Raw genomic sequence first — 25,162 nt, 5'->3', positions numbered from 1 at the left:
GAGACGCGAGCAGGACGGCGGAAGGCCCACTGATGCGGGAGGACCGATGACCTACGTGGTCACCGACGAATGCGTGGACGTACAGGACCGCTCCTGCGTCGAGGAATGCCCCGTGGACTGCATCTACGAGGGCGACCGGATGATGTACATCAACCCCGACGAGTGCGTCGAGTGCGGCCGGTGCGAACCGGTCTGCCCGGTCACCTCGATCTTCCACCTGGACGATCTGCCGGCCGACCAGGCCCACTTCGGCCCGATCAACGCCGAGTTCTTCGGTGAGATCGGTGCCCCCGGCGGTGCTCGCAAGATCGGCCGGGTCGGTCGCGACCACCCGGCCGTCGCCGGGAGCGCCGGCTCATGACCGCCGAACACGACGTCGACCTGGCCATCATCGGCGCCGGCCCGGCCGGCCTGTACGCCGCCTACTACGCCGGCTTCCGCGGGATGACCGTGGCGATCATCGACTCGCTGCCCGAACCGGGCGGACAGATAGCTGCCCTCTACCCGGAGAAGGACATCTACGACATCGCCGGCCTACCGGCGATCAAAGGTCAGCAGCTCGTCGACGACCTGCTCACCCAGGCCGCCACCGCCAAACCCACCTTCCTGCTGGGCGAGAGCGCCGTGGAGCTGACCAACGCCGCCGACCACGTCCTGATCGGCACCGACACCGGCAGCCGGATGCGCGCCAAGGCGGTCCTGCTGACCGCCGGGATCGGCACCTTCACCCCGCGCGAACTGCCGGTCGGCAGCGACTACCTCGGTCGTGGACTGCGCTACTTCGTGCCCCGGCTGGAGGAGCTCGCCGGACAGCAGGTCGTCGTGGTCGGCGGCGGCGACTCCGCCGTCGACTGGGCGCTCGCCCTGGAGCCGTACGCCGCCAGCGTCACCCTGGTGCACCGCCGGCCGCAGTTCCGCGCCCACGAACGCAGCGTCGAGCAGCTGCACGCCTCCACCGTGCGGGTGGTCACCCCGTACGAGGTCAGCGGCATCGTCGGCGACCCGCAGCTGACCTCGGTGACGATCAGCGAGGTACGCGGTGAAGGGCGCGAGGAACTGCCCGCCCAGGCGGTGGTGGCGGCCCTCGGCTTCATCGCCGACCTCGGCCCGATGCAACAGTGGGGGCTGGAGATGACCAAACGGCACATCACCGTCGACCGGTCGATGCGGACCAGCCTGCCCCGGGTCTACGCCGCCGGTGACGTCACCGACTACCCCGGCAAGGTGCGGCTGATCTCGGTCGGCTTCGGTGAGGCCGCCGCCGCCGTCAACAACCTGGCACCGCTGGTCAACCCGGCGCTGAGCACCGTGCCCGGCCACTCCTCGGACGCCGCGTGAGCGCCCCCGGACTGCAGCTGCTCGCCACCCGGCGCGGTCTGGCCCGGATCTGCGGCGACGGCACCGCCGAACTGCTCGACCTGCCGTACCGCGACGTCGCCGAGCTGCTGCGGGCCGGCGCCGGTCTGGCCCCGGCCGCCGACGCGCCGGCCCGCGACCGACTGCCGCTGGACAGCGTCACCGCCGAGCTGGTCGCCCCGCTGGGCAGCACCCGGGCGGTGTGGGGGGTCGGCCTCAACTACCACTGCAAGGCGCGGGCCGCCGGCCGGGCCGTCCCCACCGAACCAGTGCTCTACCTCAAGTCGGCCAGCGCCGGCTCCGGCCCGGACGCCACCGTGGCGCTGCCCAGCTCGATCAGCACCCAACCCGACTACGAAGGCGAGATCGCGCTGGTCATCGGGGCCCGGATGCACCGTACGCCGGCCGAGCATGCCTGGTCGCACGTCGCGGCGATCACCGCCGCCAACGACCTGACCGCCCGGGACGTGATGACCGCCTCGGCCAACCCGACGCTGGCCAAGAGCTTCCCCGGCTTCGGCGCGCTGGGCACCTCGGTGCTGGACATCGCCGCCGTCGCCGACCGCGACGCCATCGAAGTGCGGACCACCGTCAACGGCGAGGTACGCCAGCAGGCCACCAGCGCCGACCTGATCTTCCCGGTGCCGCAGCTGCTCGCCTGGATCACCAAGTACGTGGTGCTGGAACCCGGCGACGTGGTGCTCACCGGCACTCCGGCCGGCACCGGCCAGGACCGGGGCTGCTTCCTGCGCCCCGGCGACCTGGTCGAGGTCTCGGTCGGCGGGGTACTGCCGCTGCGTACCCGGTTCTGCGCCGAAACCCCCGACGGAACTCTCGACACGGTGGCGCCGTCCTCTCCTTCGCACAGAAAGTCCGCTGACTGATGACTGAGAATGCTCCCCGGTACGACCTGGTGCTGGCCGGTGGTGAGGTCTTCGACTCCGCCACCGGTGCCAGCCAGGTCGCCGACGTCGCGGTGACCGGCGACCGGATCGCCCGGATCGCTCCCGGCCTGGCCGCCGACGCCCGCGAGGTGGTCGACTGCGCCGGCCGGTACGTGCTGCCCGGCCTGGTCGAGGGACACACCCATATCTTCGCCGAGGTGTCCAAGGTCGGCGCCCCGCCGGACGAGGCGCACCTGCACCGGGGCGTCGTCGCAGCCTGCGACGCCGGCACCGTCGGCGCCTCCACCTTCGCGGCCTTTGAGCGGTACGTCGCCGTGCCGGCGAAGCTGCGGCTGGTCAACTTCCTCAACGTCAGCGTGCTCGGGCTGATCGACTTCCGGTTCGGCGAGCTGATCAACCCGGACACCCTGGTGATCGAGGATGCCCTCGCGGTCGCCGCCGACAACCCGCACCGGGTCCGCGGCTTCAAGATCCGGCTCTCCGAGGACGTCGTCGGGCACAACTGGCGGCCGCTGCTCAAGCGTTCCCTGGAGCTGTCCGCCGACGCCGACCTGCCGCTCATGATCCACATCGGGGAGACCCCGGAACCGTTGCCGGCCGTGCTGGAGATGCTGCGCCCCGGCGACGTCGTCGCGCACTGCTACACCGGCAAGCCGTACGGCATCATGGCCGACGGCACCGTGCTGCCCGAGGTGTACGCCGCCCGTGAGCGTGGCGTGCTGTTCGAGTCGGCGCACGGCAAGAGCAACCTCAGCTTCACGGTGGCCGAACCGGCGATCGCGCAAGGCTTCTACCCGGACGTGATCACCTCGGACACCTCGGCCCGCAACTGGCGCGGCCCGGTGTTCGACCTGGTCACCAGCATGGCCAAACTGCGGGCGCTGGGCATGACCATGGAGCAGATCGTGCCCCGGGTGACCAGCGCCCCGGCCCGGCTGACCGGCCTGGACGCCGAAGGCTACGGCAGCCTCGTCGAAGGTGGCCCGGCGCATGTCACCGTACTCGCCGACGCCGACGAGGCGGTGCTGCCCGACGCGGCCGGCAACCAGATCACCGCGCCCCGGCTGGAGCCGGAACTGGTGCTGCTGGCCGGCGAGCGGGTGCCGACCGTACCGTGGCGGGGCCTGCCCACCGACCAGGCCGGTGCAGCCGGCCGGGCCGGCTGAGGACCGACCGTGATGCGTACCGGGGTGCACACCGGCCGGGCGGCGCTGCGCGAGCGGCTGCGGCGCGGCCGGCGGGTGGTCGGCACCTTCCTCAAGCTGCCCGGCACCGACGCGGTCGAGTTGGCCGCCCAGGCCGGCCTCGACTTCGTGGTGGTCGACCTGGAGCACTCCGGGTTGGACGAGCGGACCGCCGCCGGGCAGTTGCGGCACGCCGCACTGCTCGGCCTGCCGGCCCTGGTACGGCTGGCAGCGGTCGACCCGGCGCAGGTCAACCGGCTGCTCGAGGCCGGAGCCGCCGGGGTGCAGCTGTCCACCGTCCGCGCCCGAGCGCAGCTCGACACGCTGCACGCCGCCGTCCGGTACGCGCCGGCCGGCCGGCGCAGCATCAGCCTCGCCCACCCGGCCGCCGGTTACGGGTCCGCCGGGTTGGACGCCTACCTGGCCGCCGAGGCCGCCGACCCGCCGCTGCTGGTCGCCCAGATCGAGACCGCCGACACCGACGACCCGCTGCCCGACCTGCTGACCGGCGGGGCCGGCAGCTCCAGCGTCGACGTGGCGTTCGCCGGCACCACCGACCTGGCGGTCAGCCTCGGCCTGGCCGCCACCGACGACCAGGCACCGCTGCTGCGCCGGGTCGGTGAGATCGCCGACGCCGCCCGCGCCGCCGGGGTCACTCTGGGCGGGTGGGCGCCGGGCCGGGCCGCCGACATTCTGCGCCGGTACGGCCTCGCCGGTGCCAACTATCTGGTCGCCGGCTCCGACCTGCAGCTGCTCGGCGCCGGCCTGCGCCACCTCGCCACCGACAATTGAGCCAGCCCTCGAAGGGAGCCCGGACGTGCTGAACCCGCAGCTCTACCGCACCTCGGTCAACTGGGACGAGATCCCCGCCACCGACGTGCGCCCCGGCGTGCGACGCAAGGTGTACGCCACCGACGAGGTGGTGCTCGCCTGGCACGAGCTCAGCGTCGGGATGGCCCTCAACCCGCACACCCACGACGACTTCGACCAGCTGGTGATGATCCTCGGCGGCCGGTGCAACTACTACGTCGACGGCGTACCGCACGACATGAGCGCGGGTTCGATGCTGCTGGTGCCGCGCGGCGCCGAGCACTACGTCGAGCCGACCGAGGGCCCGTGCATCAACCTGGACGTGTTCGCCCCGCCCCGCGCCGACTTCCTGGCGCACGCCTGGCGTCCCGCCGCTCAGGGGTGAGCCGATGACTGACATCGTGGTGGTGGGCAGCCTCAACGTCGACGTGGTGGTGCCCCTCGACGAGTTGCCCGCCGCCGGGCAGACGGTGCTCAGCGCCGCCGACCATTCCCGGGCCGGTGGCGGCAAGGGTGCCAACCAGGCGGTGGCCGCCGCCCGGCTGGGCCGATCAGTGGCCATGGTCGGCGCGGTCGGCGACGACGCCGAGGGGGAGTGGCTGACCGGGCTGCTGGCCGCCGAAGGCGTCGACACCTCGGCGGTGCTGCGCGCGCCCCGCCCCACCGGGCAGGCGATCGTGCTGGTCACCGTCGACGGCGACAGCACCATCGCGGTCAGCTCCGGGGCCAACATGTGGCTCGCCCCGGAGCACCTGCGGCCGTACGCGGATCTGATCGGTGACGCTGCCGCCGTACTGCTGCAGCAGGAGATCGATGCGGCGGTGGTGGCCGCGGCGGTGGCCGCCGCCCGCGGCCTGGTCGTGGTGAACCCGGCACCGGCCCGGCCGATCGACGCGGAAACCCTGGCCCGGGTCGACGTGCTGGTGCCCAACCGGGGTGAACTCGCGGCGCTTGCCGGTGCGGCCGGGCCTGCCGGTGCCGGGACCGGCGATGTCGCTGCGCTCGCCACGATGGCCCGGTCGCTGGGCACCCGGGGGCCGGTGGTGGTGACCCTCGGCGTCGACGGTGCCCTGGTGGTGACCGCCGACCGGGAGCATCTGGTGCCGGCCGAGCAGGTCGACGCGGTAGATGCCACCGGTGCCGGGGACACGTTCTGCGCGGCGCTGGCCGACGCGCTGCTCGACGGCGCGGCGATCGACGACGCGGCCCGCTGGGCGAGCCGGGCGGCGGCGGTGACGGTGACCCGGCCCGGCGCGATGGCCAGTGCCCCACGCCGGGCCGAGGTGCTCGCCGTCGGCTAGGTTGCCAGACCAGGTTGGTGGGATCCGGCGTCGCCGTCCGGTTCCTGGGTGACCGCCGTCGGGGTGATCGGTCGGTTCTGCATCCGGTGGACCGCCAGCCCGATCGCCATCAGCAGGGCCACCACGAACATGTCGCAGCCGAACAGGCCGAATCCGGTAAACGCGCTGAGCACCCCCAGGCTGAAGATGACGAGAGTCAGCGTCCAGCCGACGCGGGTGAGCGGGGACCTGCCGGCGACCCGGCGCGGCGTGGTGCCGCGCGGCCGGCGGGACACCGCGAGAATCACTCCCGCAGCGAGGGTGGCGAGGATCAGCTGACCCTCGTCGCCGAACACGGTCCACGACCAGATCGGTCCCTCGTGGAGCGAGAACCCCTGGTTGATGACCGTCAGGTAGTCCCGCACCACAAAGTTGATCATTAGTGCGGAGTTGCCGGCCGCGACGATGGCCAGCAGGGCGAGGACGCCGCTGGCCGCCGTGCTGTGCTCGGTCCGGCGGCTGGCCCACCCGGCGAAGAACCAGCCGAGCACCATCCCGACCAGGCCACCGGCGGCGAATCCGACCGGCATCGCGGCCGGCTCCACCCGGCGGACCGAGACGTCGAACCATCCGCCGTCGGCCGGTACGGTCGCGTTGTAGTTGGCGAAGGTGAGCACCCAGTCGTCCTTGGTGGCGGTCAGCACCTCGGCGTCACACGGACCGGTGCGGCCCGCGTCGAGCGGTGCGGGCTGCCAGCCGGCACCGGCCAGTCGGTCCGCCGCCTCGGCGCCGTAGGCACACGGGTCCGGCATCGGCCCGGCGTACCCGACCTCGTACCGCACGTGGCCGAACTGGGCCTCGCCGTTGCCATTGACGAAGACCCGGTCGTGCCGTTGCAGCGGTGGATCCTCGACGTCGGGGGTGACCAGTTCGGCGATGGCGGTCATCTCCGCCGTGCTGGGCAGCGGCCGGTCGGTTTCGCCGAAGGCCCGGGCGGTCAGCGACGCGGCCACGAAGCCGCTGAGGATCGCGACGACGATGGCGACGGGGACCACGAGGCGGTTGCCCGGTCGGCCCAGCCGGGCCCGGGGGGCGTGCCGGAGCACATTGAGGACCTCGCGGGTGCTCGGTCGCCGACGGCCGGTGGCCTCGGCGATCATCAACATCGTGTCGAGCAGTTCGGCCCGGCGGGGCCCCGGCGGGTAGGCGCGGGCGAGTAGCCGGTAGCGCCGGTGGCGTGCGGTGCCGGTCGGGCTCATCCGATGCCTTCCGTGGATGCTCCGGCCTGCAGGCAGGGGAGGGAACGGACTCCTGCGGAGCAGGTCAGCGAAAGCCGATTCGCCGCCGAGGCGGATCCACGTCTACCCCCCGTGCACCGGGACATCCGGCGTGTGGACAGGTGTGCTGACATCGCGTTGCCTTTCCGGTGACAACCAGGCCGGTCGGGCCTACCGCCGGGCTGGTGGGAAGTGACGTCTGTGGAGACTGTGTAAGACCGATGGGCGGTACCCCGTCCCTTGCCGTTGATTCGGGTCGGCTGTGGTCGGCGAAGCAGAAAGCTCGACCCGTGAGGGTTGAATCTCCCTGCTTCAGCAGGGAGAGATGTCAACCGAACGCCACCGTGGCCGGCCCGGCCGGTGGGCGCAGCGCGTCCAGCAGCCGGGACGCGGTGGCCACCTTGCGGCTCAGCCGTTGCGTCTCGGCGGCCAGCGCGGCGCCACCGGAGTCGGTGAGCCGGTAGTAGCGGCGCAGCCGCCCGTCGACCGCCTCCTCCCGGTCGACGGCCACCAGACCCTCGGCGGCCAGTCGGTCCAGCGCGGCGTAGAGGGTCGCGGCCAGCAGTCGCGTTTCACCCCCGGACAGCTTGTTGACCTGCTGGATCACCCCGTATCCATGTCGTGGCTGGTCGACCAGCGCGGTCAGGATCCAGAACGTCGGTTCTCTCATCGGACGTGTCACGCGGCAGAATATACAAATGATTTGACTATCTGGCCAGTGGGTCGACCGGAACGAGCGCGTGCCGACGGCCCACCACCCACAGGGCCAGGGCGAAGCAGCTCAGCCCCACCCCGGCCAGCGACACCGCCGGCCAGCCGCCGGCCGACCAGAGGACTGCGGCAGCGGCCGAGCCGGCGGCGCCACCGAGGAAGTTCGCGGTCACGTACGCCGTGTTCAGCCGGCTGCGCGCCTCATGTGAGATGGCCATGACCCGCAACTGGTTGAGGATCCCGGCCGCCTGCAACGCCGCGTCGAGCGCGACCACGACGACGATCACCAGCAGGGCGCTGCGTCCGGCGAAGATCGCCGTGACGAACGAGGCGAGCACCACGGCCCAGGCCGCGCCGGTGGCCGGCAGCGACCAGCCCAGGTCGTGCAGCCGACCGCTGCGCTGTGCGGCGACCGCGCCGGCCAGACCGGCGAGGCCGAACAGCCCGATCACCGACACCGGATAGTCGAACGGCGGACCGCTGAGCAGGAACGTCAACGCCGTCCAGAACATGGTGAACGCGGCGAAGCCGGTCGCGGACAGCACCAGCGTCCACCGGACCGCGCGTTCCCGGGCGACCACCGCGGCGACGGACGCGATCAGCGCCGGATACGGCAGCCGGGTCTTCGGCGCCAGCACCGGAATCGCCCGGTACATCACCACGGCGAAGCCGACCGCCGCCACCGCCGCCAGCAGGAAGATCGCCCGCCAGCCGGCGATGTCGGCGACCAGCCCGCTGATGGTCCGCGAAGCGAGGATGCCGGTCAGGATCCCGGCGACGACCGTACCGACCGCGCTGCCGCGCCGCGTGTCGTCGGCGAGATCGCTGGCGAGCGGGGTGAGTAGCTGCCCGGAGACCGTGGCCACCCCGAGCACGGTGATCGCCACGAGCAGCACGCCGAACGACGGCGCGAGCGCGCACAGCACCAGCGCGCCCGCCGCGCAGAGCATCAGCACCGGTACCAGCCGGCGTCGGTCGAGGATGTCGCCCAGCGGCACCAGGAACAGAATCCCGGCGGCGTAGCCGATCTGGGTGGCGGTGACCAGCAAGCCGGCGGTCGCGGTGGTGACGTCGAGGTCGGCGGCGATGAGATCGAGCAGCGGTTGCGCCCAGTAGAGGTTGGCGACGGCGGCACCGGCCGCCACCGCGAACAGGAAGGTCAGCCCCCGGCGCATGGCGTACCCCGGTCGGCGTCGGAACAGATCACGCCCGACCGTACGCCACGAGTGGATCGGACCAGCGTGACCGGGTTGCTCAGGGCCGCCAGCCGCCCGTCCGGGTGGCGCACCTCGACCCGGACGAACGCCGACGCTGTGACGTCGGTGCCCCGCCGTAGGCCGCTGGCGATCCTCGCCAGCAGCGCGTCCACAGTGCGCCCGGCGGCGCGGACGACGGTGTGCGGCCCCGACCGCGCCACCGCCCTCAGATCTGGGCGGGGAAGTCGGCCTTGCGGATCAGGCAGTGCACGCCTTTGACCGCGTCGACGACCTGGCTGACCTCGAAGTCGGCGGCTGCGCTCAGGTAGGCCAGGGCGGTGTCGCGGGGCATGCCCTGGGTGCGGGCCAGGAAGTCGACCGCGGCGCGGACCGCCCGGCGCATCGCCTCGTTGAGGTCGGCGTCCAGGCCGACCGGGATCCAGTGGGTGGCGGTCTCGGCCAGCGGGGCCTCGCCGGCACCGATCAGCGTCGCGGCCTGCGCCGCCGGGATCACCGTCAACCGCAGAGTGGCCCGCAGTGGTGCCTCCAGCGCGGTCAACGCCACCTCGCCGTCGCCCTGGGCGTAGTGCGGGTCGCCGGCGTAGAAGCCGGCACCGGGCAGCTGCACCGGCAGGTAGAGGCTGGAGCCGACCTGCAGTTCGTTGATGTCCAGGTTGCCGCCGTGCCCGCCGGGCGGCACCGAGTGCACCATCTCGTCGGTGTCGACGGCGACGCCCATCAGGCCGAGGAACGGCGCGAGCGGGAACCGGGCGGCCCGGCCGGCGCCGAACGGCAGGACGCCGTACAGCCGGCCGCCGCTGGAGGCGACCTCGGTGAAGTGGCAGACGCTGCCGTAGGCGCGCGGGTCGCTGCCCGGCCCGGTGTCGACCGGGGTGAGCGGGAACTCGCCGGGTAGCGCGCCGTAGCCGTGCCGGCTGCTGACGAAGCCGTACGGGGCCCGGATCGTCAGGTCGAGCACGTCGACCCGGAGCAGGTCGCCGGGCTGCGCGCCGTTGACGGTGATCGGGCCGGTGACCACGTGCGGGCCGTCGTCGTCGTAGTCGTGGGCGACGTCGGAGGCGGCCAGGTCGCGGGCGTCGGCGAGGACACCGTCGGCGGGTACGTCGTACTGCTTGAGGTAGCCGACCGGGTCGCGGCCCTGGTCTTCGAGGATGCCTTCGTGGCTGAGGGTGTCGATGGTCACGGTCTCACCGGAGCGGACCCGCAGCACCGGGGCGTGGCTGCGGTTGGGCAGCCGGCCCCACAGGCAGGTCTCGGGCGTGGTCGGCAGGTAGTGGGCGCCGGCGATCGGTCCCTGGTGCGGCTGGAGCATCGGTTCCTCCGGAAGGGGTACCCGGCCGGGTGGGCGCAGGGCGCGCGGCGGTGCGTGCCGCTGGCGGGCCGGGTGCTGGGTGGATGACCGGATCGTTTCCGGCGAACCCGCAGGAACATGTTGCTGTCCTGTTAACAGTGAGTAACCCGATCACGGAAGATGCCCTGCTCTTGACAGGCAGAGGGCTCTGATAGCAGCATCGGAGTGCGAGACACTGTCTCGCATGACGTAGCGCCGCCGAGGTGGGCGGACGGGACGAAAGAGGGCGGTGGGGTGATGACGCAGCAGACGCCGGTGCGACCGCTCGGCGGAGCCGAGGGTGGCGCGCTGATCGACGAGGACTGGGAGGCGATGCGCTTCCGGGTGCACCGCTCGGCGTACCGCGACCCGGGCGTGTTCCGCGACGAGATCGCCAAGATCTGGGGCCACACCTGGCTGTACCTCGGCCACGAGACCGAGATCCCCAACGCCGGCGACTTCAAGACCCGTACCCTCGGCGGCCGTCCGCTGATCTTCTGCCGCGACTCCGCCGGCGAGGTCAAGGTCTTCCTGAACGCCTGCACCCACCGCGGCACCATCCTGTGCCGGCACAACGAGGGCAACACCAAGTTCTTCCAGTGCTTCTACCACGCCTGGGCGTTCAGCAACTCCGGTGACCTGGCCGCGCTGCCCGGCGACGAGAGCTACCCCGACGACCCGGGATTCCGCGAGTCGATGCGGCTGCGCCAGGTGCCCCGGCTGCAGATCCACGAGGGCTTCGTCTTCATCGCGTTCACCCCCGACGTGCCTGATCTGCTCACCCACCTCGGTCCGGCCGCGCACTACATGTCGCTGACCGCCAAGATCGGCCAGCACGGCATGCAGACCCTGCCCGGCGTGCAGCTCTACAGCGTCAAAGGCAACTGGAAACTCGCCGTCGAGAACGCCATGGACGGCTACCACTTCGCGCCGACCCACAACACCTTCGTCGGCTACCTGCGGGAGACCGGCTTCGCGGTCACCGACGACGACCAGTACGCCTACGACCTCGGCGGCGGCCACGGGTTGCTCGTGCTCACCGGGCACAACGGCCGGATCGGCATGGTCTGGGAGCCGCGCTTCGGCGACGAGGAAAAGGCCCGTACCGTCGCCAAGCGCAACGAGATGGCGGCCCGGCTCGGGCCGGAGCTCGCCGCCGAGATCGCCGACGCCAGCCGGATCCTCTTCGTCTTCCCCAACCTGCTGCTGTTCGACCTGGAGGCGCTGACCATCCGCCAGCTCGAACCGGTCGCCCCGGACCGCACCGACGTGCGGGCCTGGCAGTTCGTCGAGACCGGCGAGCCGGAGTCGGTCCGCGCGCTGCGGATCAAGACCATGGTCAGCTTCGTCGGCCCCGGCGGCCTGGCCACCCCGGACGACATCGAGGCGTACGAGGCGGTGCAGCGCGGCATCGTCGCCACCGCCGACTCGGCCGACCCGGCCCACGACTGGTCCGACATGTCCCGGGGCATGGCCAACGAGAAGCAGGGCAACCAGGGCCGCTCCATCGACGAGGGCGCGATGCGCAGCTTCTGGCGGCACTGGGCCGACCGGGTCGGGGTGGCCACCGCCGTCGCCGGTGACCCGCCGGCCGACCCCGGCGCTCCCGGCCCGTCCACCGTCTTCGCCGCCGGATCCACGGCCACCGCCGGATCCGCCGCGCCCACCACCAGCGGGAAGGAGTGACCCGATGTCCCCGACGACCAGCGGAGCAGTGCTCAACGTGGGCACCCGCGAGGTGACCCGGGCGCAGGTGGAGGACTTCCTCTACCGGGAGGCGCAGCTGCTCGACGAGTGGCGCCTCGACGAGTGGTTCACCATGTTCGAGCCGGACGGCCGGATGGAGGTGCCGACCACCGACTGGGCCGGCTGGGACGCCACCACCGCCGGGTTCTTCGTCTGCGACGACTACGACCTGATCCGGGCCCGGGTGAAGCGGCTGAAGAGCCGCAAGGCGCACGCCGAGAACCCGCACTCGCGTACCCACCGGATGGTCTCCAACGTGATCCTGCTGGAGGCCGGCGCGGAGACGGTGTGGATCAGCGCCAACTTCCTCATCCACCGCTACCGCGACGGTGGCGCCTACACCTACGTGGGCCGCTACGAGCACGTGCTCAAGGTCGACGACGACGGCCTGCGCTTCCGGGTCCGCCGCTCCATCCCGGTGATGGAGTCGATGGACCCCGGCGCCCGACTCAGCTTCATCCTGTAGCGGGGCCGCCGTCGTGATCACCCACATGTTGGCGTTCAAGTTCCGCGACGACCTGCCGCCCGGCGTCGCCGAGTCGGTCCTCGCCGAGCTGGACACCTTCCCGACCAAATACCCGGCGATGCGCAACTGGCGCAGCGGGGTCAACGTCAGCACCCGGGACACCACGATGACGCACGGTTTCGTCGTGGAGTTCGCCACCGAGCAGGACCTGCTCGACTACCTGCACAGCGAGTCGCACGAGAGGTTCGTCCGGGAACGCTGGCGCCCGGTCGTGCAACGCCAGGTCATCGTCAGCCTCCCCACCGCCGGGGACGCGTAACTCACCATGAAGGGGTCGCAGATGTCCACCGAGGCCGCCACCCGCCGTCGCGGGCCCTACGGCATGGAGTACGCCCGGATCGAGGTGCCGGATCTGGCCGCCTCCATCGAGTTCCTGCAGTACCACGTCGGGCTGCAGTTGGAGCAGCACGACGACGAGTACGCCTTCCTGCGCGCCGACATCGAGCACCACAGCATCGAGCTGATCGCCGCGCCGCAGCGTACCGAGTCGTGGACCACCGCGGTCGGGTTCAGCGTCGAGTCCGACGAGGTCCTCGACGACCTGCGGGAGCGGGTCGTCGCCGCCGGCCACGAGGTGCTGGAGCTGCACGAGCGGATGAAGGGCCTGTGCCAGCGCGGATTCGCCGTACGCGATCCCAACGGGCTGATCGTCGAGCTGTTCACCGAGTTCGTCGAGTACGCCGAACCGCCGTTGATCGAGCTGCGCCCGGTTGACCTGGTGCACCCGTTCCTGGCCACCGACAAGTACGAGGAGTCGCTCGACTTCTACACCAACGTGCTGGGTTTCCTGCCCAGCGACTACGTCGGCGACGTGACCGTCTTCCTGCGCTGCGAGGACCGCTACCACCACAGCCTGGCGTTGCAGCGCAACAAGGAGTTCTACGCCGCGCACCTGTGCTTCAAGATGAAGAGCTTCGACCATGTGATGCGCGGCCGGGCGCGGGCGCAGTACAAGAAGGTGCCGATCGCCTCCGACCTGGTCAACCACTCGGCGTCGACGTCGATCGCGTTCTACATGCACGACCCGAAGCACGGGCCGCGTTACGAGCTGTGTGACCGGCACCGGGTGTTCACCCCGGAGGAGCACGCCACGCACCGGGCCCGCCGGATGGCCGTCGACCCACGCAACATCGACGTGTGGCGGCCGGCCGCCGACGACTGGGGTCGTTTCTGATCATCATCGTACGAAAAGGTGAACGACCCTCGGGAATTCTCCCCGGGGGTCGTTTTCTCGTGGTTCGACGGCATCTGCTTGTTGATCAATTCGACGGCTGGAATTTCTGCACAGCTGCGGAATCCTCACGAGTTTCTGTTCCATCCTGGACTATCTGTCCCGACCAGTGGAGGATGACCCCGGCGGACAACCACCACATCACGACACCGGGGTGATCCAACGTGAGTGAACTTAGCGTCGAGATCCGGCGACTTCGCATCGCCGGGGGGATGAATCAGAGCCAGCTTGGCGCCGCGCTGCGGGTGTCCAAGTCGCTCATCGCGGGATTCGAGTCGGGGCGGCACATCCCGCAGGCCGACACCGCCACCAACCTGGACCGGGTGTTCGGCACCGATGACAAGTTCGCCAAGTTGTCGGCCGAGGCGCGGGAGGACCGGTACCCGTGGATGCGTCCGTGGGTCGAGCACGAGCGACGGGCGCTGCTGTTGCGCACCTTCCAGCCGCTGCTCGTCCCCGGACTGCTCCAGTCCGAGGGCTACATGCGGGCGGTGTTGGCGACCTCCACGATGAACGACGGGCGGATCGACGAGCTGGTGCGCACCCGGCTGGAGCGACAGGCCGCGACGCTGGGCCGGGACAACCCAGTGGTGATCTCGGCGATCGTCAACGAGTTCGCCCTCAGTCGTGGCCCCCGCGAGGTGATGACGAAGCAACTGGGCCACCTGGTGGAACTCGGCCACCGGCCGTCGGTCAAAATCCGGGTGCTGCCGGACGACGCCGGGCTGCACCTCGGTCTCGGTGGCGCGTTCGTGCTGGCCAGCCTGCCGGACGGCCGGCGCTGTGGCTACCTGGACAACCAGTTGAAGGGCACCGTGGTGTCCAGCCATGGCGATGTGACCGAGCTGGAACTAGCCTGGGAGTCCGTGGACGGACTCGCGCTGCCGGTGGTGCAGTCCCGGGATCTGATGCTGAGGATGATCGATGAGCGCAAGTGAACCGCGCTGGCGGAAGTCCAGCCGATCGGCCAACGGCGGAGACACCTGCGTCGAGGTGGCCGACAACCTTCCCGGTCGGGTCCTGGTGCGCGACACCAAGGACCGTGCCGGCGGTACGTTGACCTTCGGCCCGGCCGCCTGGTCGGCGTTCGTCGCGTCGACCAAGGACACCGCCGCCGCCTGACCCGCTTCCAGCAACGCTTCCCGGAACCCCGGTCACCCGCACCAGGTGACCGGGGTTCCTTCGCTGCGCTCTGCCGAACCCCAGCTGGATGCTCCCCGGGAACCCATACTGTCGTCGCGGCTGATCCCGTTGAGGGATCATGATCCCCCAACGGGATCAGCCGCGAATCGACTACAGCTCCGTACGGGCGCTCAGGCGCTGTAGACGGGGACATTCGTGTTGCCGTCCAGGATTTCGTACGTTCCGTCGCCAAGGTCACGCGAGTTCAACAGAGCCTGTGCTCGCCACTCGTCCGACGGCCAACTAGTGCCCATCGACCAGCGGATACCAGTGAGGGACACCCCGCGTAGATCTACATCGCCGAGATCGGCATCCGTTAGGTCATTTCGAGCGCGGTCGAGGTCGCGAGCGCGGGCGTGGTCGAGGTTGAGGGCGCGGTCGAGGTCGAGGGCACGGGTGCGATTGTGGACAAGGGTGAGGTCACGGGTGAGGTCACGGGCGAGGTCACGGGCGAGGTCACGGGCGCGGGTGCGGTTGTGGGCAAGGGCGCGGGCGCGTTCGAGGGTGCGTTCGAGGGCGCGTTCGAGGGAGAGGACCCGGCCGAGGTCGCGGTCGAGGACGAGCCCGAGGTCGCGGTCGAGGACGAGCCCGGGGTGTCGGTCGAGGTCGTGGGCGAGGGCGCGGACACAGTCGAGTGCGTGGACGAGCTCTTGGTCGTGAAAGTCGACGGGATTGTCTCGGGCAATGTCGCGGGCGATGGCTCGGACGGTTGTCAGCGCTTTGGCGATCTCCAGGGTGAGTGCCAAGGCGACGATGGCCGGGTGGTTGCGGAGAGCTAGTCGGCTGGCGTCGTTCAACGACATCAGCCGAGCGGCGACCGCACCCTGCACGTTAGACTGTTCGGGAGTCGCGCCGGGCTGCTGGGGATCTGCGGCCGGTGACGGTGGGGCAACCTCGGATGGGGCGACGACGGCGCGGAGTCCTGCCTCGAGGTCAAGGTCGAGATCGTTGCTGGTTTGGGTGTGTTGGGTGGCGACGAGGGCTTCGCGCAGGCCCGCTTCGACATCGAGTAGGCCGTCGAGTTCGGCTGCGGTGCTGGTGTGGAGGCTGGTGAACAGGTCGTCGTGGTTCATGTGGATTCCCCCGCCCGACGGAGGTGTTCGGCGAGCGCGCGGCGGGCGAGCTTCAGGCTGGCCCGTACCGCCTCGGGGGTGATCTCCAGCTCGACGGCGATCTCCTGCGGCTGGTAGCCGTCGAACGTCCACGCCATGACCTGCCGTTGCCGCCAGGGGAGCATGGCCAGCAGCCGCAGGACGTCATGCCGCTGTTCCCAGGCGCAGAGGTCGGCGGAGGCGGACAGCAGCGGGCTGAGCAACTCCGGCTCAGTGATCACCTCCTGGCCGAATTGTCGACGCCCGTACCGGCGGGACGCGACCCGCCGGGTCCACGCGCGCGGATGCCGGATCGACGGCCAGCTCTGGTACGCCTCGATCATCGTCTCCTGGGCGATGTCGGTGGCGTCGGCGAGTCCAGCGCCCATCCAGAGCAGGAAGTTGACCAGGGCTTTGACCTCTGCCCGGTAGAAGGCGCTGTAGGCGGCGACATCGACCAGGGGTGGGTCAGGGTCGTGGTGACCCGGCGCACCTGTCGCGGTTGTGGGCAACGTACGTCCCGGTTCGTCGGGAGGCTCCAGCACATGGTTCATCAGCACTCGTTTCGGGTTGCGGGCCCGACGTCGAGGACGAGCCGGGTACCGTCCTCGCGCTGCTCCCGCACCCGGCTCCCGGCGGGCAGCGCGGTAGCCGCCTGCAGGTAGTCGCGCCGCTCCCGCTCCTGGCGGAGTCGGAAGTGAAGCCGTAGCCATAGTGTCACCAGGGGTACGGCTGACCCAAGAACTCTCAGCCCGAAGCTGATCGCGTCGTACGCTGCCATCGCTGTCTTCCCTTCCGCCTGTCCGCTGTGCTCACTGCTAAGTGGCGCGAGAACAGATCCGGCGTGAAGCCTGGCAACCAAGATCTTTTGGTCGACCAGCAGGTTGGCTCGACATCGAGGTGACGCTGACGCACCTCAAGTTCGCCAGATGAGGTGTCCTAGCGTCACCTCGATGTAGCGCCGCCGCCTTGGCGTCCGGAACTGCCGTGTGCCGCCGGATCGAACCCGGGCGTGTGGGCGCGGATCACCGGCCACCACGATTCCGGTACGGGCGGGTTGCGCCAGCCGGCGGGGTCGGTGTTGTCCGGGTGTGGCTTGTTGGTGTCGATCGGCAGACCGTACCTCAGCCGGTTTCGGTGGCGAGGGTGAGCAGGTTCCCGCGTACCTTCTCGAGCAGTTCGACCAGCGTCGCTCGTTGATCGTTCGCCATTCCGGCGGTCGCGGTTTCGGCGAGGGTGCGCCAGGCCGTTTCGATCTGCGAAACGCCGGTCCGGCCCTTGCCGGTCAGCACGATCCTGGTGAGGCGCCGGTCGCCCGGTACGGATTCCCGGACGAACCAGCCGCCGTGTTCGAGACGACTGAGGCTGCGGGTCACCGTCGGCTGCTCCACGCCGAGCCGGGCGGCGACCTCGGAGACCGTCAAACCGTCGGGCTCCTGCCCCAGCACCCACAGTAGGACGTCCTGCCCCGGGTGCAGGGCGAGCTCGGCCAGGACGTCAGCCTGCGCGTTCCGGTACAACTTGGCCACCTTGACCAGGGCTTTGTTGGTCGCCAGGACGTCCGAGAGTTCCACCCGGAGAGTGTACGAGTTGACGAACGGCTCGATCCTGATTCATAGTCGGCTAACCTATAGTCGGCTATGGAGTGGTGATGGAAACCGGTCTGTTGAACAAGGTCGCCCTGGTCACCGGCGCTTCCGGCGCCATCGGCAGGGCCGCCGCCCGGCATCTGGCCGCCGAAGGTGCCTCCGTGGCGGTCTCCTGGCACACCAACCGCGTCGCCGCGATGGAGGTCGTCGACGCCATCGCGCAGGCAGGCGGCGACGCCTGCGCCGTACGCCTGGACCACGGCGACCTCGCCACCGCACGGGGCGTCGTCGAGCAGGTGACCACGCGTCTCGGGCCGATATCCGTGCTGATCGCCAACGCCGTACAGTGGCCAGCCTTCGGCGCCGACGAAATCGGCGGCCTCACCACGTCGTTGGCCGTCAACACGGTCGGCCCCCTGGCGCTGACCGACGCGGCCCTACCGGCCATGCGTGCCGCCGGCTGGGGGCGCATCGTCGCCGTGTCGACCGACATCGTCGAGCAACCCATGGCCGGACCGCTCGCCTACGCCACAGCGAAGGGAGCACTCGAGACCGCCGCGCGAGTGCTCGCCGTCCGGGAAGCCCGGCACGGCATCCTGACGAACGTCGTCCGTCCCGGATTCACCCTTACCGACAAGGCCTTGAGCGCCCCTTTCCTGGGCCCGAAGGCGGTCGCGGCCGAGTCGGAGAAGACCCCGACCGGCCGCATCTGCACTCCCGACGACGTGGCCAGCGCGATCACCTACCTGGCCTCGGCGGCCAACAGCCACGTCAACGGGCAGATCCTGTCCCTGGCGGGCGGCCGCGAACTTGTGCGCTGACCCACCCGTACGGCTCCCAGGAGTCTTCGCGGAGCTCGGGGATCCGTTGCCCTCGTCTCCGCCCTGTCCGATCTGGCCAACCGTGGATACCGGCGGTGTCATAGACCAAAATTGTTGTCCATGACTGTGTTGCCGCTGGTGCTGATCTCCGCCGAGGATCTTGAATCGCTGGAAGCCACCATCGAACTGCTTTCCGACCCGACCGCCATGGCGCGGATACAGGAGGCAGACGACGCTCTCGCCAGGGGCGAGAGCACCAGCGCCGAGGAGATGGCACTGCTCATGGCGCAACGGCGGGCTCGTGAACAGGCCGAATGAGGAGACGGACCCCGACGACAAGCACCGCGAGGTACACGTCCTCGACGTAGATCACCGACGGGACGCGTACCGTCGCTGAACTTCACAGCGGCGTGCTCGACCAACGTGCGGCAGCGCTGACCGGGGTGGCGTCACGCCGCGTCGGTGTCCAGGCTCGGCACGTCCAGCCCGGCGTCGCGGAGCGCGTCGGCCCGCTCGTCGCGGGTCGACTCCTCCCGGGCCAGCAGCGCCGCGTACTCGGCGATCACCGCCGGGTCGGGGACCGCGCCGACCCGGTCCAGGAACCGGGCGGTCTGAGTGGTCGCGTCGGCGTGGGCGTGCGCGGCCCGGGCCGCCCGCATCACCACCTGGTCATCGTCGATCCTTGCCCCGTCGGTCACGTTGGCTCCCCTCCGGTCGGCACCGACCCTGCCGGTACCCCGTCCGGCGGCGATCATGCCCCCGGTGACGCGAATCCGCAGGTGACCGCCGGGTTGCGCAAGAGGGAACGTCTCCCGCAGTCCGCCGGTGTCTCGGCAAATGTCGGAAGGTGACGATACGGTAACGAAGATCGATCGCTACCCGCGATCGATCATTTACTGGAGGACGAGATGACCAAAGCTCCCCATCCGCCAGCTCCCCATCCGCCCGACGTGCTACCGGTGGCCGCCGAGTCTGCGGCGTCAACCGGTCCGAGCGTCGTGGCCGACGTCTCGGCCGGTACCGCCATCGTTGATCCGACCGCCGCCGCCGGCTACATCACCCGGATCTGCTTCAAGACCGGCCCACCCCGACGGATCGGCGTCGAACTCGAATGGACCGTTCACTACCGAGACCAACCCGCCAGACCGCTCGACCCCGCCGACCTCGCGACTGCCCTCGGTGACCACGCCCCGCGGACACTACGCCCTACCAGCCCGCACGACCCGCTCCCACACGGCGGACTGGTAACGGTCGAACCCGGCGGGCAGGTGGAGATCTCCACCCCGCCGACGGAATCCCTCACCACGTTGCACCAGGTCGCGTCGGCCGACGTCGGCGCGCTGACCCGCCGACTCGACCGGGCCGGCCTGCTGCTCGGCCGCACCGGATGCGATCCGTACCGGCCACCCCGGCAGATTCTGCGCAACGGCCGCTACACGGCGATGGCGGCGGCGTTCGCCCGGCAGGGTCGGGCCGGTGCCGACATGATGTGCGGCACCGCCGGCCTGCAGGTCTGCCTGGACACCGGCAGCGATCGCCAGCTCTCCCTCCGGTGGTCGGCGGCGCACCTGCTCGGTCCGCCGTTGATCGCCCTGTTCGCCAACTCGCCGTCGCGGGCCGGCCGGCGCACCGGCTGGGTGTCGAGCCGGATGGCGACCTGGCTGACCCTCGACCCGGTCCGCACCGCCGCACCGGCCGACCCGACCGCCGGTACGCGGCCGTCCGACCCGGTCGCCGACTGGACCCGGCGGGTGCTCGACACGCCACCGCTGTTCGTCGACGAGCCGACCGGCTGGCGGCTGCCGGGGCCGGCGACCTTCGGCGAATGGATCCTCACCGGCACGCCCCGACCACCGACCTACGCCGACCTCGACCTGCATCTGAGCACCATGTTTCCGCCGGTCCGCCCACGCGGCTACCTGGAGCTGCGCTACCTCGACGCGCAGCCGCACGGCGAGTGGATCGTCCCGGCGGCGGTGCTGGCCGCGCTGTTCGCCCGCGACGAGACCCTGCGGACCGCGACATCGACAGTGATGGACGCGGCCGACCGCTGGCTGCCCGCCGCCCGCGACGGGCTCGCCGATCCGGTTGTCGCGTCGGCCGCCCACTCGCTGGCCGAGCTGGCCTGCGAGCGCCTCACCGACACCGGCCTGCCCGACGAGACGACCAGCACCGTGGTGCGCGCCCTGCGCCGACGGCTGCACCAGCGAATCCACCCCTGGGGAGGAACCAGGTGACCGAGACAGCCCACGACCCGACCGCGCCCGATCTGCGCACCGCGTCCGACCTGCGTACCGCGCTCGCCGCCGACCTCGACCGGGCCCGGCGGCGCAGCAGCGCCCTGACCGACCCGGTCGACGACGACGACCTCGTCCGGCAGCACTCCCGGCTGATGTCGCCGCTGGTCTGGGACCTGGCGCACATCGGCAACCAGGAGGAGCTGTGGCTGGTCCGCGACGTCGGCGGCCGGGAGCCGGTCCGCGCCGACATCGACCACCTGTACGACGCGTTCAAGCACGCCCGCGCCGACCGGCCGGCGTTGCCGCTGCTGGACCCGGCCGAGGCGCGCGCGTACACCCGTACTGTCCGGGACAAGGTCCTCGACCTGCTCGACACGGTGACGTTCGACGGCCGCCGGCTGGTCGAGCAGGGCTTCGCCTTCGGCATGATCGTGCAGCACGAGCAGCAGCACGACGAGACGATGCTCGCCACCCATCAGCTGCGGGCCGGCCCGCCGGTGCTCACCGGCGCGCCGACGCCACCGTCGATGGCCGGACCCGTCGACGGTGAGGCGCTGATCCCGGCCGGGCCGTTCACCATGGGCACCTCCACCGAGCCGTGGGCGCTGGACAACGAACGCCCGGCGCACACCGTCGACGTACCCGCCTTCTTCATCGACCGCGCGCCGGTCAGCAACGCCCGGTACCGGCAGTTCGTCGACGACGGCGGCTACCACGACGAGCGGTGGTGGAGCGCCGAGGGCTGGGCGCACCGGCTGCAGGCCCGGCTCAGCGGGCCGGCGCACTGGCACGGCGACGGCAGCTACACCCGGTTCGGCCGGCGGTCGGCGATCGTGCCCGACGAGCCGGTGGTGCACGTCGGCTGGTACGAGGCGCAGGCGTACGCCAGCTGGGCCGGCCGCCGGCTGCCCACCGAAGCCGAATGGGAGAAGGCGGCCCGGTACGACCCGGCCACCGGCCGGTCCCGCCGCTACCCGTGGGGCGACGACGACCCCGGCCCCGAGCACGCCAACCTGGGCCAGCGGCACCTGCACCCGGCGCCGGTCGGCGCCTACCCGGCCGGTGCGTCACCGGCCGGGGTGCACCAGCTGATCGGCGACGTGTGGGAGTGGACCGGCACCTGGTTCACCGGCTACCCCGGCTTCGCGGCCTTCCCGTACCGCGAATACTCGGAGGTCTTCTTCGGCCGCGACTACCGGGTGCTGCGCGGTGGCTCGTTCGGCACCGACCGCTCCGCCTGCCGGGGCACCTTCCGCAACTGGGACTACCCGATCCGCCGGCAGATCTTCAGCGGCTTCCGTACCGCCCGTGACCCGCACCCCGGCGAGACCGCCTAGTGTGCCGCCACCAGCTCTACCTGGGCCCGCCGGTCAGCCTGACGCAGCTGCTGGTCGAGCCGCCGTACGGCCTGTACCGCCAGTCCTGGGCGCCCCGGGACATGCGCGGCGGCGGCACCGTCAACGTCGACGGTTTCGGCGTCGGCTGGTACACCCCGTCCGGCCCGGTCCGCTACCGGCGGGCCGGGCCGATCTGGGCCGATCCCGGCTTGGTCGAGCTGGGCCGGGCCACCACCGTCGACGCGGTGCTGGCCGCGGTCCGCTCGGCGACCCCCGGGATGCCGTTCGGCGAGACGGCCTGTGCGCCGTTCACCGACGGGCGCTGGCTGTTCAGCCACAACGGGGTGGTGGCCGGCTGGCCGGACAGCGTCGCCGCGCTGGCCGCCGAGCTGCCCGTCACCGACCTGCTCACCCTCGACGCGCCGACCGACTCGGCGCTGCTGTGGGCGCTGGTGCGGCACCGGCTGCGGTCCGGCGCCGACCCGGGTCCGGCGGTCGCTGACACCGTCACCGGCGTCCTGGCCGCCGCCCCGGCGTCGCGACTCAACCTGCTGCTCACCGACGGCGAACGGGCCTGGGCCAGCGCCGTCGGCCACTCCCTGTCCGTCCTCGCCGGGCCGGAGCGGCTGATCATCGCCTCCGAACCGTCCGACGACGACCCGGCCTGGCGACCGGTCGCCGACCGCCGGCTCGTCGTCGCCGACCGGCACACCTACACCGTGGAGGATCTGTGCGGATCGACATCGAGCTGACCGACGCCGACCAGCGGCAGGCGCTGCGGGCCGACGCCCGCGCCGGACTCACCGCCCACCCGAAATGGCTGCCCCCCAAGTGGTTCTACGACAAGCACGGCAGCGAACTGTTCGAACGCATCACCACCCTGTCGGAGTACTACCCGACCCGGGCCGAGCGGGCCGCGTTGACCGCCCACGCCGACGACATCGCCGCCGTCACCCGGGCCGGGACCCTGGTCGAGCTCGGCTCCGGCTCGTCGGAGAAGACCCGGCTGCTGCTCGACGCGCTGCGCCGGCAGGGCAGCCTCGACCTGTTCGTGCCGCTGGACGTCTCAGAGGCGGCGTTGCGCGACGCCGCCACCGCCATCGACCGGGACTACCCGGGGCTGCCGGTCCACGCGGTCGTCGGCGACTTCACCCGCCACCTCGACCGGATCCCGGCCGGCGACGACCGGCTTGTCGCGTTCCTCGGCGGCACCATCGGCAACCTGGTGCCGGACGAACGCGCCGAGTTCCTGGCCGCGCTGCGCGGGTCGCTCGGCACCGGCGGTTGGCTGCTGCTCGGCACCGACCTGGTCAAGGACCCGGCCACCCTGGTCGCCGCCTACGACGACAGCCAAGGGGTGACCGGCGAGTTCAACCGCAACGTGCTGCACGTACTGAACCAGCAGCTCGGTGCCGATTTCGACCCGGCGGCGTTCCGGCACGTCGCGCTCTGGGACGCCGACCGGGAGTGGATCGAGATGCGGTTGCGCGCCGAGCGGGACATGCGGGCGTACGTGGCCGATCTCGACCTGCCGGTGAGCTTCACCGCCGGCGACGAGATCCGTACCGAGGTGTCGGCGAAGTTCCGCCGGGCCGGGGTGACCGCCGAGCTGGCCGCCGCCGGTTTCGAGTTGACCCACTGGTGGACCGACCCGGCCGGCCGGTTCGCGATCAGCCTGTCCCGGTGCCGGTGATCCGGCGCAGGAACTGCCGGGTACGCGGGTGCTCGGGCGCACCGAGCACCCGCTGCGGCGGCCCTTGTTCGCAGATGGCGCCGTCGGCCAGGAAGCAGACCTGGTCGGCGACCTCCCGGGCGAAGCCCATCTCGTGGGTGGCGATCAGCATCGTCATCCCGTCGCCCTTCAGCTCCCGGATCAGGGCCAGTACCTCGCCGACGAGTTCCGGGTCCAGCGCCGAGGTGACCTCGTCGAGCAGCAGCAGCCGGGGCGCGTTGATCAGGGTTCGGGCGATCGCCGCCCGCTGCTGCTGGCCGCCGGAGAGCCGGTCCGGGTACTGCCTCGCCTGATCGGCCAAGCCGACCCGGTCCAGCAACTCCATCGCCCGTCGCTCGGCCGACGCCCGAGTAAGCCGGTGCACCTTGCGCGGCGCCAGCGTGACGTTGTCCAGCACGGTCAGATGCGGGAAGAGGTTGTACGACTGGAAGACCAGCCCGATCCGTTGCCGCACCTGGTCCGGGTCGACGCGCGGGTCGGTGATGTCCCGACCGTCCAGGTGAATCGTCCCATCGTCGACGGTCTCCAGCAGATTGACGCACCGCAGCAGGGTCGACTTGCCGGAGCCGCTGCCGCCGATCAGCGCGACCACCTCGTGTTCGGCGACGTCGAGGCTGAGGTCGCGCAGCACGACCCGGTCACCGAAGACCTTGCGGACCCCGGCGCAGGCCAGCACCGGTGGCCCACCGTGCCGGCCCGGATCCGCCGCCGGCATCATGCCGCGCCGGCCCAGGTCTGCCGCCGCGCGGCCCGCATGGTCACCCAGTCGGTCACCGCCACCAGCGGGATCGCCATCAGGATGAACAGCACCCCGGCCACCACGTACGGGGTGAAGTTGTAGCTGGTGGCGGTCTCGATCTGGGCGGCGCGGATGGCGTCGATCGGCCCGGCCAGGGAGATCAGGCCGACGTCCTTCTGCAGTGCCACCAGGTCGTTGAGCAGCGGCGGCGCGACCCGCCGTACCGCCTGCGGCAGCACCACGTGCCGCATCGTCTGGGCGTGGCTGAGCCCCAGCGACCGGGCGGCGGCCCGCTGCGCCGGATGCACCGATTCGATGCCGGCCCGGAACACCTCCGCCAGGTAGGCGCCGTAGGTGATGACCAGCGCGCAGCCGCCGAGTACCAGCACCGACGGGGTACCGGCCAGCCGTAGCCCCGGCACCCCGAAGGTGAACAGATACAACACGATGATCAGTGGGGCGCCCCGGAACACGTACGTGTAGGAGGTCGCGGCGGCCCGCAGTGGAAAGAACACCGCCGGGCGCAGGGTGCGGGCCAGCGCGATCGCCAACCCCAGGGCCAGCGCCCCGGCGGCGCAGAACACCAGCAGCCGTACGTTGAGCCAGAGTCCACGCAGCACCGCCGGCAGCGCGTCGGCCGCCACGGCCGGGTCGAAGAACGACTGCTGGACCCGGGGCCAGCCGGGGGAGTTGCGTACCGCCACCACCAGCAGGGTGCCGAGGGCAGCCGTGGAGCCGGCGGCGATCAGCACCGACCGCACGCTCTGCCGACGGCGGTACGCGTCCCGCCGTCGCTGCAGCTCACTGGGCTGATAGCCGTCAGCGCCGCCGGCCGCCGCCGCGGTGGACCCGCGCACC

General features: G+C 71.2%; 32 protein-coding genes. 19 read left to right on the top strand and 13 right to left on the bottom strand.

The features are described from left to right. Window positions 1–46 precede the first annotated feature (46 nt). The 7 genes from fdxA to EDC02_RS18780 are packed head-to-tail and all read left to right on the top strand — an operon-like array spanning window position 47 to window position 5,556. Window positions 47–361 carry a ferredoxin gene (gene fdxA, locus EDC02_RS18810; RefSeq protein ID WP_123603097.1) on the top strand — a complete coding sequence of 105 codons (315 nt, stop codon included), beginning with the start codon at window positions 47–49 and terminating at the stop codon, window positions 359–361. After that, on the top strand, window positions 358–1,338 hold the full coding sequence (locus EDC02_RS18805; protein WP_123603096.1) for an NAD(P)/FAD-dependent oxidoreductase: 981 nt from the start codon (window positions 358–360) through the stop codon (window positions 1,336–1,338). Before fdxA ends, EDC02_RS18805 begins: the two co-directional genes overlap by 4 nt. Beyond that, window positions 1,335–2,240, top strand: a complete 906-nt coding sequence (locus tag EDC02_RS18800; protein WP_123603095.1) for a fumarylacetoacetate hydrolase family protein — start codon at window positions 1,335–1,337, stop codon at window positions 2,238–2,240. Before EDC02_RS18805 ends, EDC02_RS18800 begins: the two co-directional genes overlap by 4 nt. Beyond that, complete coding sequence (locus EDC02_RS18795) at window positions 2,240–3,427, top strand: amidohydrolase family protein (protein ID WP_123603094.1); 1,188 nt, start codon at window positions 2,240–2,242, stop codon at window positions 3,425–3,427. The genes EDC02_RS18800 and EDC02_RS18795 overlap by 1 nt, the downstream gene beginning before the upstream one ends. A gap of 12 nt (window positions 3,428–3,439) precedes the next feature. Beyond that, a complete protein-coding gene (locus EDC02_RS18790; RefSeq protein WP_123603093.1) occupies window positions 3,440–4,237 on the top strand; it encodes an HpcH/HpaI aldolase/citrate lyase family protein in 798 nt (265 codons plus the stop codon). A 25-nt stretch (window positions 4,238–4,262) separates the two neighbouring features. Next, window positions 4,263–4,640 (top strand): cupin domain-containing protein, encoded by a 378-nt coding sequence (locus EDC02_RS18785; protein ID WP_123603092.1) that lies wholly within the window; start codon window positions 4,263–4,265, stop codon window positions 4,638–4,640. A gap of 4 nt (window positions 4,641–4,644) precedes the next feature. Next, window positions 4,645–5,556 carry a ribokinase gene (locus EDC02_RS18780; RefSeq protein ID WP_123603091.1) on the top strand — a complete coding sequence of 304 codons (912 nt, stop codon included), beginning with the start codon at window positions 4,645–4,647 and terminating at the stop codon, window positions 5,554–5,556. On the opposite strand, the gene EDC02_RS18775 is transcribed toward EDC02_RS18780, so the two are convergent. From EDC02_RS18775 to EDC02_RS18755, 5 genes are all read right to left on the bottom strand, one after another. Beyond that, a complete protein-coding gene (locus EDC02_RS18775; RefSeq protein ID WP_123603090.1) occupies window positions 5,553–6,794 on the bottom strand; it encodes a hypothetical protein in 1,242 nt (413 codons plus the stop codon). The genes EDC02_RS18780 and EDC02_RS18775 overlap by 4 nt on opposite strands. Window positions 6,795–7,140: 346 nt before the next feature. Beyond that, window positions 7,141–7,482 (bottom strand): PadR family transcriptional regulator, encoded by a 342-nt coding sequence (locus tag EDC02_RS18770; RefSeq protein ID WP_123603089.1) that lies wholly within the window; start codon window positions 7,480–7,482, stop codon window positions 7,141–7,143. Between the two features lie 37 nt (window positions 7,483–7,519). Then, entirely contained in the window at window positions 7,520–8,698 is a 1,179-nt protein-coding gene (locus EDC02_RS18765; RefSeq protein WP_123603088.1) for an MFS transporter, read from the bottom strand. Further along, entirely contained in the window at window positions 8,683–8,940 is a 258-nt protein-coding gene (locus EDC02_RS18760) for a hypothetical protein (protein WP_123603087.1), read from the bottom strand. The genes EDC02_RS18765 and EDC02_RS18760 overlap by 16 nt, the downstream gene beginning before the upstream one ends. Window positions 8,941–8,945: 5 nt before the next feature. Then, window positions 8,946–10,052 (bottom strand): acetamidase/formamidase family protein, encoded by a 1,107-nt coding sequence (locus EDC02_RS18755; protein WP_123603086.1) that lies wholly within the window; start codon window positions 10,050–10,052, stop codon window positions 8,946–8,948. A gap of 276 nt (window positions 10,053–10,328) precedes the next feature. Between EDC02_RS18755 and EDC02_RS18750 the strand changes: the two genes are divergently transcribed. From EDC02_RS18750 to EDC02_RS18725, 6 genes are all read left to right on the top strand, one after another. Then, the gene (locus EDC02_RS18750) at window positions 10,329–11,756 is read left to right on the top strand and encodes an SRPBCC family protein (protein WP_123603085.1); all 1,428 of its coding nucleotides are present in this window, start codon (window positions 10,329–10,331) and stop codon (window positions 11,754–11,756) included. 4 nt (window positions 11,757–11,760) lie between these two features. Then, on the top strand, window positions 11,761–12,282 hold the full coding sequence (locus tag EDC02_RS18745; RefSeq protein WP_123603084.1) for an aromatic-ring-hydroxylating dioxygenase subunit beta: 522 nt from the start codon (window positions 11,761–11,763) through the stop codon (window positions 12,280–12,282). Window positions 12,283–12,295: 13 nt separating this feature from the next. Continuing rightward, complete coding sequence (locus EDC02_RS18740; RefSeq protein WP_123603083.1) at window positions 12,296–12,601, top strand: Dabb family protein; 306 nt, start codon at window positions 12,296–12,298, stop codon at window positions 12,599–12,601. Window positions 12,602–12,622: 21 nt separating this feature from the next. Further along, entirely contained in the window at window positions 12,623–13,516 is an 894-nt protein-coding gene (locus EDC02_RS18735; RefSeq protein WP_158632226.1) for a VOC family protein, read from the top strand. 221 nt (window positions 13,517–13,737) lie between these two features. Then, on the top strand, window positions 13,738–14,511 hold the full coding sequence (locus tag EDC02_RS18730) for a helix-turn-helix transcriptional regulator (protein ID WP_148083515.1): 774 nt from the start codon (window positions 13,738–13,740) through the stop codon (window positions 14,509–14,511). Then, a complete protein-coding gene (locus tag EDC02_RS18725) occupies window positions 14,498–14,695 on the top strand; it encodes a DUF397 domain-containing protein (protein WP_123603080.1) in 198 nt (65 codons plus the stop codon). Before EDC02_RS18730 ends, EDC02_RS18725 begins: the two co-directional genes overlap by 14 nt. 191 nt (window positions 14,696–14,886) lie before the next feature. Here the strand turns inward: EDC02_RS18725 and EDC02_RS39610 are convergent, their stop codons facing one another. From EDC02_RS39610 to EDC02_RS18700, 5 genes are all read right to left on the bottom strand, one after another. Continuing rightward, window positions 14,887–15,828: a hypothetical protein gene (locus tag EDC02_RS39610; RefSeq protein WP_148083514.1), complete on the bottom strand. Its 942-nt coding sequence runs from the start codon at window positions 15,826–15,828 to the stop codon at window positions 14,887–14,889. After that, window positions 15,825–16,400: an RNA polymerase sigma factor gene (locus EDC02_RS18715; RefSeq protein WP_123604928.1), complete on the bottom strand. Its 576-nt coding sequence runs from the start codon at window positions 16,398–16,400 to the stop codon at window positions 15,825–15,827. Before EDC02_RS18715 ends, EDC02_RS39610 begins: the two co-directional genes overlap by 4 nt. After that, entirely contained in the window at window positions 16,400–16,627 is a 228-nt protein-coding gene (locus EDC02_RS18710; protein ID WP_123603078.1) for a hypothetical protein, read from the bottom strand. The genes EDC02_RS18715 and EDC02_RS18710 overlap by 1 nt, the downstream gene beginning before the upstream one ends. Window positions 16,628–16,791: 164 nt before the next feature. After that, window positions 16,792–16,956 (bottom strand): AAC(3) family N-acetyltransferase, encoded by a 165-nt coding sequence (locus tag EDC02_RS41660; RefSeq protein WP_233606412.1) that lies wholly within the window; start codon window positions 16,954–16,956, stop codon window positions 16,792–16,794. A 14-nt stretch (window positions 16,957–16,970) separates the two neighbouring features. Further along, complete coding sequence (locus EDC02_RS18700; protein WP_123603077.1) at window positions 16,971–17,420, bottom strand: MarR family winged helix-turn-helix transcriptional regulator; 450 nt, start codon at window positions 17,418–17,420, stop codon at window positions 16,971–16,973. Between the two features lie 77 nt (window positions 17,421–17,497). Here EDC02_RS18700 and EDC02_RS18695 point away from each other — a divergent pair, with 77 nt between their 5' ends. Next, window positions 17,498–18,256 (top strand): SDR family NAD(P)-dependent oxidoreductase, encoded by a 759-nt coding sequence (locus tag EDC02_RS18695; RefSeq protein WP_123604927.1) that lies wholly within the window; start codon window positions 17,498–17,500, stop codon window positions 18,254–18,256. Between the two features lie 120 nt (window positions 18,257–18,376). After that, window positions 18,377–18,574, top strand: coding sequence for a hypothetical protein (locus EDC02_RS18690; protein WP_123603076.1), 198 nt, complete (start codon window positions 18,377–18,379; stop codon window positions 18,572–18,574). A gap of 131 nt (window positions 18,575–18,705) precedes the next feature. Here the strand turns inward: EDC02_RS18690 and EDC02_RS18685 are convergent, their stop codons facing one another. Then, a complete protein-coding gene (locus EDC02_RS18685) occupies window positions 18,706–18,954 on the bottom strand; it encodes a hypothetical protein (protein ID WP_233606003.1) in 249 nt (82 codons plus the stop codon). A 210-nt stretch (window positions 18,955–19,164) separates the two neighbouring features. Between EDC02_RS18685 and EDC02_RS18680 the strand changes: the two genes are divergently transcribed. Genes EDC02_RS18680 through egtD form a run of 4 tightly spaced genes read left to right on the top strand, consistent with a single transcriptional unit; the run spans window position 19,165 to window position 23,526 of the window. Next, window positions 19,165–20,493 carry a glutamate-cysteine ligase family protein gene (locus EDC02_RS18680; RefSeq protein ID WP_123603075.1) on the top strand — a complete coding sequence of 443 codons (1,329 nt, stop codon included), beginning with the start codon at window positions 19,165–19,167 and terminating at the stop codon, window positions 20,491–20,493. After that, on the top strand, window positions 20,490–21,833 hold the full coding sequence (gene egtB / locus EDC02_RS18675; RefSeq protein ID WP_370461467.1) for an ergothioneine biosynthesis protein EgtB: 1,344 nt from the start codon (window positions 20,490–20,492) through the stop codon (window positions 21,831–21,833). The genes EDC02_RS18680 and egtB overlap by 4 nt, the downstream gene beginning before the upstream one ends. Beyond that, entirely contained in the window at window positions 21,833–22,585 is a 753-nt protein-coding gene (egtC, locus tag EDC02_RS18670; protein ID WP_123603074.1) for an ergothioneine biosynthesis protein EgtC, read from the top strand. Before egtB ends, egtC begins: the two co-directional genes overlap by 1 nt. After that, on the top strand, window positions 22,564–23,526 hold the full coding sequence (gene egtD / locus EDC02_RS18665; RefSeq protein ID WP_123603073.1) for an L-histidine N(alpha)-methyltransferase: 963 nt from the start codon (window positions 22,564–22,566) through the stop codon (window positions 23,524–23,526). Before egtC ends, egtD begins: the two co-directional genes overlap by 22 nt. On the opposite strand, the gene EDC02_RS18660 is transcribed toward egtD, so the two are convergent. Then, a complete protein-coding gene (locus EDC02_RS18660) occupies window positions 23,504–24,283 on the bottom strand; it encodes an amino acid ABC transporter ATP-binding protein (RefSeq protein ID WP_233606002.1) in 780 nt (259 codons plus the stop codon). The genes egtD and EDC02_RS18660 overlap by 23 nt on opposite strands. Beyond that, a complete protein-coding gene (locus EDC02_RS18655) occupies window positions 24,280–25,161 on the bottom strand; it encodes an amino acid ABC transporter permease (protein WP_123603072.1) in 882 nt (293 codons plus the stop codon). The genes EDC02_RS18660 and EDC02_RS18655 overlap by 4 nt, the downstream gene beginning before the upstream one ends. Window position 25,162: the final 1 nt, after the last annotated feature.

The organism is Micromonospora sp. Llam0, assembly GCF_003751085.1.
GTDB lineage: Bacteria > Actinomycetota > Actinomycetes > Mycobacteriales > Micromonosporaceae > Micromonospora_E.
This window is presented reverse-complemented; position numbering and strand designations above follow the sequence as displayed.